Below are 13,809 nucleotides of genomic sequence, written 5' to 3' on the forward strand. Positions count from 1 at the left end.
AAGATATATTATGGCATAGCTCAAAAAATATAATCACAGACAGCTTAGCCCGCTCAGTCAGATTAATGCAAATAACTTTTAACGAATAGAATTATAATTAGTCAATACTATAATAAAATTCAAAAATATATTTGATTTAAAATAATAAAAATAATTTGTTAGCTATTACTATTATTAAAAATGTAACTTAAACAAGTTAAGCTCAAGCTGTCAGTCACATTATTAGTTATGTCTTAAAATGTACTGATAAATATTATTCGGACAACTCTGTCGTTGTAAAAATAATTCCTTAGCAAACATTTGATTAATGATATTCAAAGAAGAGGAATTTAAATTTAATCAAACCTTCATACTATAGACATTAGTTTATTTCTATTGCATTTCATTTAGCAATTAATTGCAATTTAATAAACTCTATTCAAAATTAACAACTTACTGGCAAAATAAATTAAAATAACTAATTTATTTTATATCTTATTGTCATTTATTTTATCCTAACACTCAATAAGTATTTCATTATTTGGTTTGTATATTTTTTATTCGCATTAAATTATCCGGGTAAATTTATTGATTTGGATAATTCGATAATTCAATCAGATTATTATCCGGATCACGAATATAAATCGAAGTAATTTTTCCACAAGCTCCGGTACGAGAAGTTGGCTCTAGTTCTAATGGAATATTATGCTGATGTAAAACAGCCATTACTTCATCCAGAGTCTGTTCTACAATAAAGCACAAATCAGCAGAACCGGGAGTAGGGTGTTTCGCTTTAGGTTCAAACTCATGTCCTTGCTGATGTAAATTAATCTTCATCTGACCAAAATGCAAAGCAGTACGATTATCTGCAAATGTACTTACTTGCATGCCAAGTACATCAGCATAAAAATCGCAGGAGGCCTGAATATCTTTAACAGTTAATACCAGATGATCCAGTCTTTTAATCTGCATTATTAACTCCTTACTATAAAATTAGAATAGTAATGTATTCAAAATTCAGTATAAGCCCAGCTTACCAGAGTGTGTCAATAGAGAAAAATGACGCTTACAAATAATTGTTTAAATTGACGTTTAGTATTTTAGTCTGAAAACATTCAGCATATAAAAATACAAAATATTTTTAGGTTTTTTATTAGCAAATTGTTTAATTTTATGATATTTGATTTAAATTATTATCGTATTATTAGAGTTTGTATTTTCAATTGTCTGGGTTCAGATTAAACACAGATTCCAGAAATAGATTAAAATCTGCATGAAGTAGTTAGTCACACAGCATAAATAAAAATGCCAATGCTATTGAAGCATTGGCACGTGTGAATAAAATCTTTATTCCATACGCAGTTCAGCAGACCTTGCGTGTGCAGTCAGGCCTTCACCATGTGCCAGAATGCTGGCAATTTGTCCTAACTGTCGGGCACCCTCAGCAGAAACCTGAATCAGACTGCTGCGCTTTTGAAAATCGTATACACCCAGCGGGGAAGCAAACCGAGCAGTACGGCTGGTTGGTAATACGTGATTAGGGCCGGCACAATAATCTCCCAGACTCTCACTGGTATATTGCCCCATAAAAATAGCACCGGCATGCCGGATTTTCGGTGCCCATTTTTGCGGGTCAGCTACAGAAAGCTCCAGATGCTCAGGTGCCAGATAATTGGCAATATCACATGCTTCATCCAGATTCTGAGCCTGAATAATGGCTCCGCGATTAGTCAGTGAAGCTTCAATGATATCCTTGCGTGGCATCTGTGCCAGTAACTCCTCCATCTGAGCTTCTACTTCCTGAGCATAATCTGCATTGGTTGTAATCAGTATAGCCTGTGCAATTTCATCATGCTCTGCCTGACTGAATAGATCCATAGCCACCCATTTGGCCGGAGTAGTACCATCAGCAATCACCAGAATCTCACTGGGGCCGGCAACCATATCAATACCAACAACACCAAATACCCGCCTTTTGGCTGCAGCAACATAAGCATTGCCGGGTCCGGTAATTTTATCAACCTGAGCAATACTTTGTGTTCCATAAGCTAAAGCTGCTATGGCCTGAGCGCCACCTATAGTAAAGACTTGAGTGACTCCGGCTACATAAGCTGCCGCCAGAACAATATCATTTCTCTCTCCATATGGCATCGGTACAACCATCACAATTTCAGCGACACCGGCTACATGTGCCGGCATGGCATTCATCATCACTGAGCTTGGATAAGCCGCTTTACCGCCAGGTACATAAATGCCTACTCTGTCCAGAGCAGTAATTTGCTGCCCCAGTAAAGTACCATTTTCATCTTCATATTGCCATGATTGCTGTTTCTGGTGTTGGTGATAGCTTTCAATCCGTTTAGCAGCAGTTTGTAAAGCTGTCTGCACATCTGCCGGCAGACGGGCAAATGCTGCGGCCAGATCTGTCTGACTTAATGTCAGATCAGCCATAGACTGAGCCTGTGTGTGATCAAAACGATTAGTATATTTAATTACAGCTGCATCACCGCGTTGTTGCACATCTGTACAAATAGCGGCCACAGCTGCATCCACTTGCGGATCCTGTGCAGTTTCGAATGCCTGTAATGCAGTTAGCTGGGCTTGAAAATCAGCATCCAGCGTAGAAATATATTTCATGCCTATGTATAACGGGCAGCCTGAGCTGCCCGATCCTGATATCATTAATTAAAAATTATTGCCGAAATTATCATCATCTTCATCGATAACCGGTGTTTTTGATTTAGCGGCCAGTTCATGAGCCGGAATAGTATTACCATCTACTTCAATATCATAAGGTTTTACTACCCGTACCCGTAAGCCACGGCCGGCCTTACGGCTGTCTACCCACTCACTGCTAATTGCCGAGATAGCATTATTGGCATTGTCAAAACCATAGTCTTTAGCATTAAAGCCGCCATCGCTGGTTACCAGCTCGCGAGCAACTGAGCTTACTGTCGCCCAGCCTTCAATATCACAGGTTCTTTCAATGGCCTTTTGTACCATCGGCACCAGACGGTTCCAGTGGTGCTGGCTGGATGTTTCACCGGAAGAACGACCAGATTTGGATGAGCGGTTATTGAAACCGGATTTTGCCGGACGACCACGACCACGACTACTTTCCGCAGGAGTTACCGTCGTTTCGAATACCGTCTTGCGGGGACGGCCACGGCCGCGTTTAGTCTGATCATCCCGGCCCTTTTCATAACTGGTGAATTCCGGAGCTCTGGTTTCAATCTGTACCAGCACCGGTTCTTTAGCTTTGCTTTTTTCTTCCGGCTCAATGGTTACACTTACTTTTTCTGCCGGCATGGCTGTGCTGACTGCCGGAATGGTAATAACCAGTGGCGCATCATTATTCTGCTGGAAAGCTGTCGGCTCACTAACCGATGTGTAAGGTTTGCTTTCTGTTTTAGGCGCAAGGCTACTATTGCGTTTTTTCAGACGCAGCCATAAATGATTGCCGTGCATCTGAGTTTCAAAAATATCGATGGCACTGATCAGATAAGAAAGTTTGGTATAACCATAATTACGTGCATCGAAATCGGAATTAACCTTGTTGATATACTGACCGATAACGCCCAGTGATGTCCAGCCATCATCATCTGCATGCTCCTTTACTGCATTGCGGAACAGATTCATCAGTGCAGTATCCTGTTTCAGCTCAGCCGGAGTTTTGCGTTTATTGCGGAAAATCGGTGTCTGGACTTTATCTTCACCCATATCTACTGTGGTATGGCTAAGTAAATTCTCAGTATAAATAAATTTATCACATGCTTTACGGAAAGATTCAGGCGTTTTTTTCTGCCCGAAACCATAAACAGTCAGACCATTTTCACGAATACGGGAAGCCAGACGGGTAAAATCACTGTCACTGGATACAATACAGAAGCCGTCAAAAGTATTACTGTATAATAAATCCATGGCATCAATTACCATAGCCATATCAGTGGCATTTTTTCCCTTAGTATAGGCAAATTGCTGTACAGGGGTAATAGCGTGTGGTAACAGTGCATCTTTCCATTTGGATAGGCCGCTGCTCCAGTCGCCATAAATGCGTTTAACGCTGGCAATACCGTATTTGGCAATCTCTTCCAGTAAAGATTCAACAATACTGGCTGAAGCATTATCAGCATCAATAAGTACTGCCAGTTTGGCCGAATTTTCCGTAGTCATTTATAGAATTCCTGTTAATAAAAATTTAAATTTCGTGATTTCGTGCACTAGTAAATACATTAATAATTGGTTGTATAGCTGCATATTTCAGCTTTAAGGCCGCCTTATTTACGACCAGCCGGCTGGAAATATCTACAACATGCTCTACAGCCTCTAGGTTATTTGCCTTTAACGTATTACCCGTCGAAACCAAATCAACAATTGCATCAGCCAACCCTACCAGAGGTGCCAGCTCCATTGAACCATATAATTTAATTAAATCAATGTGTACGCCTTTGCCGGCAAAATGTTCAGCAGCAATATTAGGGTATTTACTGGCTACGCGTAAGCGGCAGCCGGGTTGTGAAGCTGCCGCGTAGTCAAACCCTTTGCGTACGGCTACCATCATTCTGCAACGGGCAATATTCAAATCCAAAGGTTGATATAACCCGTCACCATCATGTTCAATTAAAACATCTTTTCCAGCGATTCCAAAATCAGCTGCTCCGTATTGCACATATGTAGGCACATCTGTTGCCCGAACAATGATTAAACGGATATTGTCATGGTTAGTATTAATAATCAGTTTACGTGACTCTTCCGGGTCTTCAATAGCATTAATTCCTGCCGCAGCGAGTAATGGCAAGGTTTCTTCATAAATTCGACCTTTAGATAACGCTATGGTTAATTGTACAGTCATTTTTTTGTCAGTGTTGAATAATATACATAAAAGCAAACTTATTAAGCGATAAATTATTTTTGCAGAAAAATAAGTTTGCAGAAATTATAAAAATAATAATTAAATAATTTTAATCCAGTAATTGTTTTATGTCATGAGCCAATTGTGCCGCTGTCTGGCTGTGTGGTTCATAAACTACGGTACGGCCTTGTTTATCAATTAAATATGTTCCTGTGCTGTGATCCATTAAATATTCACTGGAACTACTGCCTGCTACTTTATGTACAGCAATTTTATACTGATTAATAACGTTATTAAGCTCTTGCTGATGTTGTTTATCTACAGTTAAACCAATAAAGTCAGGATTAAATGCCGGAGCATAAGCCTCCATAACCTGTGGTGTATCACGCAGCGGATCAACCGTAATAAACAATACCCGTACCTGTTTTCCCTGCTCACCTAGCTGATTTATTGCATCTGCATAAGCAAGCAGATTAGTCGGGCAAACATCCGGACAATGGGTATAACCGAACACTAATACTACTATTTTACCCTGAAAATCACGCAGATGTACTGTTTTACCGTCAGAACCAAGCAAGGAAAAATCTTTACCACCCAAGCCGGCATCGCGTACATCACTGCCTTCAAAATTATACTGATGCAGTGGTTTGGCTGAATCAGCACTTGCTGGCTGAGCATTGTTAACTGCCGACTGAGGCTGGCAGGCACCCAATAAAATCGCGGATGTTAATACAGCCAGAAAATTTTGTATGTTAAGCATAAAGTTAATAATAATACAAAAATGAACTTTAAATAAATATTTAAAATTCAGAAATTTTTTAATTTTAAAATTAATAAGTAAAATATAAAAAAATCCAAAAATAAAATCAATATTTTATTCAGAATCAGTTAAAAAAATTTTTTACCATAAAAAAATTCTTTACAGCCATGGAAAATCCGTTATAATGCGTCTTCTTCGCTAGCCCAGGTGGCGAAATTGGTAGACGCAGGGGACTCAAAATCCCCCGCCGCAAGGTGTGACGGTTCGAGTCCGTCCCTGGGCACCAGATTCTAAAAACCGCTGATAACAGCGGTTTTTTTATTTTCGCAGTTAACAGCCTGTCAGACTAATGATATGCAGAAATTTATCAAACTTGATAGCTAAATCATGAGAAAAACATAATAGCTTATTTGGCATAATCATTATAGCTAGTGAGTCGTATTATTAAATATAATACGACTCTTTTGGTTTCCGGTGGTTTTATCATTTACCGGACAATCATAGAAAACCCCATATCAGACCCAGACAGACGTCTATCACTAATTATTGCAATTGAATTCTAAAAATGATTTTTAAGCAGGCTGACAGTAAAGTAAAAGACATAGAAATACTCCACCAGCTATTGCAACGGTCTGATCTAACGCAGCAGACGCGTCAGCATATTGAACATCATCTGCGGTTAATCCGTTCGGGAATCAAAGGTGAAGCAGAATCTGCTTATCAGCTGCAGTTTCATTTTGGCAATCATTCCGAATGGGTAATTATTAATGATTTAAGATTAAAGTATCAGGGAAAAGTAGCACAAATTGACCATTTACTGATTAATCGTCATATGCAAATATTTGTATGTGAAAGTAAAAGAATAACTGGCAGCCTGATTATTAATGAGCAGGGTGAGTTTTCCCGTATATATGAAGGTAATGAACAGGGAATGTCTTCTCCTCTTGAACAAAACCGACGTCATATCAGTCTGCTGAATAATTTATTACTTTCAGATAAGATTCAGCTGCCCAGCCGTTTTGGCAGAAAATTGCGTCCGTCATTATATAGCCTGATACTCGTCTCTAATGATGCCTGTATCCGGCGCCCCCGAAATCCAGTTTCTGGATTGGACAGCGTAATAAAAAATGAGCAATTGCAAACAAAAGTACAGCAGTTAAGCAAACCCGCGGGTATCTTAAGTTTTATCCGTACGGCACCAATTGCCAGTATGCAAAAATTTGCCCGTCAGCTGGTGCAGTTGCATCAACCTGCACGTTATGACTGGCCAAGTTATTTTGGTTTGAATAAGTCATCTGATCAATTGATAACTAAATCAGCTCATATAGCTCATCCACAAAATGAAAATTTGAGTTCAGCAACTTATTATTTTTGCTCCATGTGTCATAAAAATATTTCATCAGGCGTAGTTGATTATTGCCGGAATCATAAAAATATATTTGGCGGTAAAATATATTGTTATCAGTGTCAGCAAAAAATTAAACAACAATGAATAGTGATGATTTCAGTATGTTATTGAGAAGTTAGATACACTAAATATACTGGTTTAAAAGTAATGTATACCATGAACATTATTATTTTACTGAACAATTTTTTACATAAAATACTATTGGTAAAATTTTTCAGAAGTACCATATTCAAATATATAGTAATGTAAGCTAATTGATTTATATAGCCGGTATATTATATATAGTGGTTATATATATTTTATGAGTATCCTTACCTATTTAATCAATATGATTATTATTTTTGAATTAAAATAATCAATTGAATTATTTAATAATTATTGAGAAACAACAGGAATCCAGACAATGAATATTACTGATATATCCAAACAGCGTTATACGACCAAACATTATGATAAAACAAAAAAAATTCCGGCAGAGCAATTGGCGCAACTATTTGAAGTTATCAGAAACAGCCCTTCATCAGTAAATTCACAGCCTTGGCATTTTTTTGTAGTGGATAATGACGATGCTCGTGCCAAAATCATGCCGGCAATTGTAGAAATGAATCATCCGCGGGTAGCTGATTCATCACATACCTTAATATTCTGTGCTAAAACCCCCCTGGATGAGCAGCATTTACAGAATGTACTGGCTCAGGAAGAAAAGGATGGTCGTTTCGAAGAAGGTGAAATCAAGGAAATGATGGATAAAGGTCGCCATTTTTATGTTAATAAAAATAGCGCGACACCACATAGCCAGCTTGAGTGGGAAAGCAGACAGTTATATATTGTATTGGGGCAGTTATTATTTGCAGCAGCTGCTATTGGTATCGATTCAACAGCAATTGAAGGCTTTGATGATCAGAAAATGGATGAAATTCTTGGTCTGCAACAGCAGGGGTTGAAAAGCGTACTGGTAGTCAGTCTTGGCTATCGTGCCGCTAATGACAGTAATGCTACCCGGCCAAAATCACGCCTGCCTGAAGAGCAGATATTTACTCGCTTGTAATTATTAGTTCCAGACTATTACCGATTATCGGGCAAAACAATAAATATACTGATATCCGTATTTTATTGTTTTGCCTTCTAAGAAAATTGTACTTATGTGCTGAATTATATATTTGTCGGTAGCACCTTCGAATATAAGACTTAGCTAACCTTATAATTGATTTGATTTAGTTTAAAATGGGATCTATTCAGAAATAACGAGACAGCTAAATTCCTGATTACTAAATGATAACAACGAAGAGAAAACTTGCTGAATAATATTGTTTAATAACGCTGAAGCTTAAAGAAAATAATCATTTAATTTTTATCTTTTTCTTTTAAATTTCTGCGAAATAATAGTCAAAACTTTCGCTTGAATCTAAATGGTATATTTTGCATCAGCAGATAAAGTGTATTGTATTAACCAAGGTGATACTGATAGTTTACAGTTTCTAATTCTTACTTTGAATTGTGTTGATATTATTAATAATTAATACAGTTATCCTGTCTGGTTTAAGCATAATAAAATCATCTTTAAAATAAAAAATCATAGAATAAATTATCTTGAAAAATAAAATTTAATAAGACTGGTTTATATTCAGATAAATAACCGTTTATTCCAGCTAAACCGTATTTTCTATTCTTTCGAGTAAAAATTTTCTATCTTTAGATGGTTTAATTAGCATATCATCAGTAAATCATAAGCCAAGCTCTAATAAATAAATGTATCCCGCAATATCTTCATTTAAAAATATTACTTTTGCATAATATTTTATTTTTACAATCTATTTAAGATTTTTGAGATTAAATTTATCGCTTATTTATACTTTTAAAAGTGTCTTAAATACTAAAACCATTTTCTGTATAAATATTCAAGCAGATAATTTATTTATACCCAGCTTAAAGTGCACAATACCTTGTTCACAGACAAAATAAGGTATTTTGATATCATGCTTTTCAGTTTGAATTTCTTGTAACCGCTGGCAGGCAAAACCAGCCCCTATTAATTTCGGTTGCCAGAATTGTAATGCTGAAAGTGTGGCATCGTAATAACCCCCGCCCTGTCCCAGACGATTACCTCTTTGATCGATTCCCAGCAACGGTACAATCAGAGTATGTAAATAGCGAGCCCGAATGCGCTGACCATGAAATTGAGGAATTAAACCGCGCTTTTGTTTTAAACCGTACTGAGCCATAAAACGGGCTGTGGCTTGCTTACGAGAGAGGATAGGGCAGGGAGTAAACCATAATTGTCGTTGTCTGGCTGCAATATAAGGCAAATAAACTGTTGCTCCGCGTTTCTGAGCAGTAATAATAAATGACCACAGTGATAATTCACTGCCTACTGCCCAGTATACGGCTATCCGTTTTTCACGTCGGATCAGAGGATAGAGTAGGCGGTTAATTCGGGTAGTAGCATGCTGACGTATATCATCCTTTAACTGCTGACGCTGCCGGCGCAATAAACCACGCTGTTGTCTTTTATCTGTATGTATCTGCATAATTTGGCCTGTTAATACTCAGGCAGGATACCCTAAAGCTGCATACTTGCCGTAACTGCTTTTTTTCTGTATCATCTGAGTGTTTTACCTCGGTAAAAATAAACAACGCTCGCACTGTACGCGAAAGGGTGCTCTGTTACAGAGTTCTATGCGTGGCAGTGTCAGGCTTTAACCCTTTTAAGGATAGATTATTATGTCACAAATTACTATGCGCCAGATGCTGGAAGCAGGCGTACACTTTGGTCATCAGACACGTTACTGGAATCCGAAAATGGCTGAGTACATTTTTGGTGCGCGTAACAAAATCCATATCATCAATCTGGAAAAAACCCTGCCGATGTTTGTAGAGGCTCAGGATGTAGTGCGTCGTCTGGCTGCCAATAAAGGAACTGTACTGTTCGTAGGTACTAAACGTCAGGCACGTGATATCGTTAAGGAAGAAGCTACCCGCGCCGGTGCTCCTTACGTTGATCATCGCTGGTTGGGCGGTATGCTGACTAACTACAAAACCGTAAAACAGTCTATTAAACGTCTGGAAGAAAAAACTGTTGCGCTGGAAAATGCTACTGAAGCCGGTTACGGTAAAAAAGAAGTATTGGAAATGCAGCGTGAAGTTGCTAAGCTGGAACGTTCTTTGGGCGGTATTAAAGATATGAAAGGCCTGCCTGATGCGATTTTCGTTATCGATACCGGTTATCAGAAAGGTACTTTGGTAGAGGCAGCTAAACTGGGTATTCCAGTTATCGCTGTGGTTGATACCAATAACAGCCCTGATGATGTTAAATATGTAATTCCGGGTAATGACGACTCAGCTAAGGCAATTCGTTTGTACTGCCGTGGTATTGCTGATGCCATTCTGGAAGGTAAAGCTCAGTCTTTACAGGAAGTGGTTCAGGCTGCTCAGGCCGCAGAAGAGAAACAGGCTGCAACTGCTGCTGAATAATTAGTTATCTCATATCTTTGTAAAAGAAGGGGACGTTAGTGCCCCTTTTTTTAAAACAATTTTTCAGCCTGATATCTGTCTGGCTGAGCATAATTAAGTTTAAGGAGTAAAACATGGCTGCAATTACTGCAAAAATGGTAGGTGATTTGCGTGCTGCTACCGGTTTGGGTATGATGGAATGCAAAAAAGCTTTGGTAGAAGCCGAAGGTAATATGGAAAAAGCCGAAGAAATTCTGCGCATTAAATCCGGTGCAAAAGCTGGTAAATTGGCTGGCCGTACTGCAGCAGAAGGTGTAGTTGCTGAATACGTGGATGGCAAAGTAGGTGCAGTTGCTGAAATTAACTGTGAAACAGATTTCGTTGCCAAAGATGCCAGCTTTATGGCATTTGCTCAGGCTGTGGCTAAAGCTGTTGCCGTGCACAACCCTGCTACACTGGAAGCATTGGCAGAAGCCAAAACAGATGATGGCGTTACTGTTGAAGAAGCTCGTAAAGCTGTCATTGCTAAGCTGGGTGAAAATATCACTGTACGACGGTTTGAACGGATTGAAACTGATAATAGTCTGGTAACTTATATGCACGGTACCAAAATCGGTGTACTGGTAGAACACAAAGGTGGCGATACACAGGCTATCCGTCAGGTAGCCATGCACATTGCTGCATCCAAACCACAATGCGTTTCTGCTGCTGAAGTGAACCCGGAAATTGTGGCAAAAGAACGCCACATTTATGAAGAGCAGGCTGCAGCTTCCGGCAAACCGGCAAATATCATTGAAAAAATGGTTGAAGGCCGGGTACAGAAATTTCTGGCTGAAGTAACTCTGCTGGGTCAGCAGTTCGTTATTAATCCTGACCAGACTGTGGAAAAATTCCTGAAAGAACAAAATGCTGAAGTAAGTCGTTTTGTTGCATTTCATGTTGGTGAAGGTATTGAGAAAAAAGAAGTGGATTATGCTGCTGAAGTAGCCGCTGCTTCTAAAGTATAAGGCTGTTTATGCCACGGGCACTCTGGATTCAGGCTACTGAATCAGGGTGCTTTTTTTTGAGTTATCTGTTTACTCAGGTTGAGATAGCTGAAATAAAAGTTCCCATTTTTTAAAATTTATCGATCGCTGTTAAACATCTAATAGCAAACTGACAGAAAGAATGATCATGACCAAACCAGCAAAATACAAACGTGTATTATTGAAATTATCCGGAGAGTCCCTGATGGGGCCGGATGCTTTTGGTATCAATCGCGATACTATTATGCAAATCACTGCACAGGTTAAAGAAGTGGTCGATATGGGTGTAGAAGTGGCTATTGTTATTGGCGGCGGTAACATCTTTCGCGGAATGGCGCAATCAGCCAAAGGCATGGAACGTGCTACTGCCGATTACATGGGCATGATGGCAACGGTGATGAATGCACTGGCTCTGAAAGAAGCATTTGAAAGTCAGCAGGTTAAAGCCAGAGTGCAGTCAGCACTAAGTATGCAGCAGGTAGCAGAAACTTATGCACGCCCAAAAGCCATCCAGTATCTGGAAGAAGGTAAGGTGGTGATTTTTGCAGCAGGAACCGGTAATCCGTTTTTTACTACAGATACCGCAGCAAGTTTGCGTGGAGTAGAAATGAATTGTGATATTATGTTAAAGGCAACCAATGTTGATGGGGTTTATACTGCTGATCCTAAAACCAATCCTGAAGCCAAACGTTATCAGCAAATTACTTTTGATGAGGCGATTAGCCAGAATCTGAAAGTAATGGATGCCACAGCATTTGCTTTATGTCGTGAACAGAAACTGAATATTGTGGTATTCGGCATCTTCAAACCGGGAGCACTTAAACGGGTTATCTGGGGTGAAGATGAAGGTACATTAGTCCATGTATAAACATCAGACTGCTTAACTAAACTTGTGGTGACGCGTATAACTGCGTTAGTATGCGCGTTTGCCATTTTCTGACAGCAAAAATTTGAGAAAATTGAAATAAATGCTGTCAGGCCAGACAGGAATATTCATGATTAACGAAATTCAACGCACTGCTGAAACCAAAATGCAGAAATCACTGGATGTATTGCGCGATAATCTGTCTAAAGTTCGTACAGGGCGCGCTCATACCGGTTTACTAGATCAGGTTGAGGTAGAATATTACGGAAGCATGGTATCTGTTAGTCAGGTTGCCAGTGTAACCTTGCTGGATGCCCGCACCATCGGGGTGAAACCCTATGAAAGTAAAATGGCTGCTGTTATCGAAAAGGCTATTCGTAACTCAAATCTTGGCCTGAATCCGGCTGCAATGGGTGATCTGATTCGCGTACCCATGCCAATGCTTACCGAAGAGCGACGCAAAGATCTGATTAAAGTAGTCCGTGGTGAAGCTGAAGATGGTCGGGTAGTCGTGCGTAATATACGACGTGATGCCAATAATGACCTCAAACGTCTGCATAAAGACAAAGAAATCAGTGAAGACGAAGTTCGTCGCGGTGAAGAAGGTATTCAGAAGCTTACTGATAAATACATTGCTGAAATTGATAAGATGCTGGCAACTAAAGAAGCCGATCTGATGGCAATCTGAACTATATAATTGCAGTAAAGGATGTATTTTGGTTACTAGTAGTACTCAGAGTGTGCCCGAACATACCGAAATCCCGAGGCATATTGCCGTTATTATGGACGGTAATGGACGTTGGGCTAAAAAACGTCTGATGCCACGGATTATGGGGCATAAAAAAGGGCTGGAAATGCTGGAAGAAATGACAGCAAACTGCGCACGTATGGGTGTGGAGTATCTGACAGTCTTTGCTTTTTCTACTGAAAACTGGCGTCGTCCTCTGGACGAAGTTAATTTTCTGATGGGGCTGTTTTTGCAGTCATTGCAAAAACGGGTACAAAAATTGCATAAAAATAATCTGCGTCTGCGTGTCATTGGTGATCGCAGCCGTTTTGCAGCAGAAATCGTACACGGGATTGAAGAAGCAGAAGCATTGACAGCAGCCAATACCGGGCTAACTCTGACTATAGCTGCTGATTATGGTGGTCGCTGGGATATTTTGCAGGCGGTTAATCAGGCTATTCAGGCCGGAGATACCAAACTGACTGAAACCAGCATCCTGCCATATCTGTCACTTGGTTATGCTCCCGAACCGGATTTATTTATCCGTACAGGCGGCGAAACCCGTATCAGTAATTTTCTTCTATGGCAACTGGCTTATACCGAGTTATATTTTACGCCAGTTCTGTGGCCGGATTTTGATGAATCTCAGCTGGCTAATGCTATACGTTCCTATCAGGAACGGGAGAGACGGTTTGGCAGAACCTCGGAGCAGTTGCCACTTACCCAACAGCGACTCTAAATTT

Annotated in this window: 13 protein-coding genes and 1 tRNA gene; 8 read left to right on the forward strand and 6 right to left on the reverse strand. The window is 39.5% G+C overall.

What is annotated here, in order from left to right; all coding sequences use genetic code 11:
• Positions 1–564: 564 nt before the first annotated feature.
• The 5 genes from SALWKB2_RS00145 to SALWKB2_RS00165 form a co-directional block, all read right to left on the reverse strand.
• Positions 565–951, reverse strand: coding sequence for a VOC family protein (locus SALWKB2_RS00145; RefSeq protein ID WP_025329686.1), 387 nt, complete (start codon positions 949–951; stop codon positions 565–567).
• Between the two features lie 375 nt (positions 952–1,326).
• Positions 1,327–2,616, reverse strand: coding sequence for a histidinol dehydrogenase (hisD, locus tag SALWKB2_RS00150; protein ID WP_025329687.1), 1,290 nt, complete (start codon positions 2,614–2,616; stop codon positions 1,327–1,329).
• A gap of 48 nt (positions 2,617–2,664) precedes the next feature.
• Positions 2,665–4,152: an NYN domain-containing protein gene (locus tag SALWKB2_RS12670; RefSeq protein WP_025329688.1), complete on the reverse strand. Its 1,488-nt coding sequence runs from the start codon at positions 4,150–4,152 to the stop codon at positions 2,665–2,667.
• 25 nt (positions 4,153–4,177) lie between these two features.
• Positions 4,178–4,831: an ATP phosphoribosyltransferase gene (gene hisG, locus SALWKB2_RS00160; RefSeq protein ID WP_025329689.1), complete on the reverse strand. Its 654-nt coding sequence runs from the start codon at positions 4,829–4,831 to the stop codon at positions 4,178–4,180.
• A gap of 109 nt (positions 4,832–4,940) precedes the next feature.
• The gene (locus SALWKB2_RS00165) at positions 4,941–5,591 is read right to left on the reverse strand and encodes an SCO family protein (protein ID WP_025329690.1); all 651 of its coding nucleotides are present in this window, start codon (positions 5,589–5,591) and stop codon (positions 4,941–4,943) included.
• A 201-nt stretch (positions 5,592–5,792) separates the two neighbouring features.
• Between SALWKB2_RS00165 and SALWKB2_RS00170 the strand changes: the two genes are divergently transcribed.
• The 3 genes from SALWKB2_RS00170 to nfsB all read left to right on the forward strand — a co-directional run bounded on the left by SALWKB2_RS00170 (position 5,793) and on the right by nfsB (position 8,047).
• Positions 5,793–5,877, forward strand: a tRNA-Leu gene (locus SALWKB2_RS00170).
• Between the two features lie 279 nt (positions 5,878–6,156).
• Complete coding sequence (locus SALWKB2_RS00175) at positions 6,157–7,083, forward strand: nuclease-related domain-containing protein (protein WP_025329691.1); 927 nt, start codon at positions 6,157–6,159, stop codon at positions 7,081–7,083.
• 319 nt (positions 7,084–7,402) lie between these two features.
• On the forward strand, positions 7,403–8,047 hold the full coding sequence (nfsB, locus tag SALWKB2_RS00180; protein WP_025329692.1) for an oxygen-insensitive NAD(P)H nitroreductase: 645 nt from the start codon (positions 7,403–7,405) through the stop codon (positions 8,045–8,047).
• 850 nt (positions 8,048–8,897) lie between these two features.
• On the opposite strand, the gene SALWKB2_RS00185 is transcribed toward nfsB, so the two are convergent.
• Entirely contained in the window at positions 8,898–9,527 is a 630-nt protein-coding gene (locus SALWKB2_RS00185) for a 5-formyltetrahydrofolate cyclo-ligase (protein ID WP_038648562.1), read from the reverse strand.
• 193 nt (positions 9,528–9,720) lie between these two features.
• On the opposite strand from SALWKB2_RS00185, the gene rpsB reads away from it, so the two are divergent.
• From rpsB to SALWKB2_RS00210, 5 genes are all read left to right on the forward strand, one after another.
• Positions 9,721–10,470: a 30S ribosomal protein S2 gene (rpsB, locus tag SALWKB2_RS00190; RefSeq protein WP_025329694.1), complete on the forward strand. Its 750-nt coding sequence runs from the start codon at positions 9,721–9,723 to the stop codon at positions 10,468–10,470.
• Between the two features lie 113 nt (positions 10,471–10,583).
• Positions 10,584–11,456 (forward strand): translation elongation factor Ts, encoded by an 873-nt coding sequence (tsf, locus tag SALWKB2_RS00195; RefSeq protein WP_025329695.1) that lies wholly within the window; start codon positions 10,584–10,586, stop codon positions 11,454–11,456.
• A gap of 166 nt (positions 11,457–11,622) precedes the next feature.
• Positions 11,623–12,342, forward strand: coding sequence for a UMP kinase (gene pyrH / locus SALWKB2_RS00200; RefSeq protein ID WP_025329696.1), 720 nt, complete (start codon positions 11,623–11,625; stop codon positions 12,340–12,342).
• A 127-nt stretch (positions 12,343–12,469) separates the two neighbouring features.
• Positions 12,470–13,027 (forward strand): ribosome recycling factor, encoded by a 558-nt coding sequence (gene frr / locus SALWKB2_RS00205; protein WP_025329697.1) that lies wholly within the window; start codon positions 12,470–12,472, stop codon positions 13,025–13,027.
• A gap of 28 nt (positions 13,028–13,055) precedes the next feature.
• Positions 13,056–13,805, forward strand: coding sequence for an isoprenyl transferase (locus SALWKB2_RS00210; protein WP_025329698.1), 750 nt, complete (start codon positions 13,056–13,058; stop codon positions 13,803–13,805).
• Positions 13,806–13,809 lie beyond the last annotated feature (4 nt).

Source organism: Snodgrassella alvi wkB2, assembly GCF_000600005.1.
GTDB lineage: Bacteria > Pseudomonadota > Gammaproteobacteria > Burkholderiales > Neisseriaceae > Snodgrassella > Snodgrassella alvi.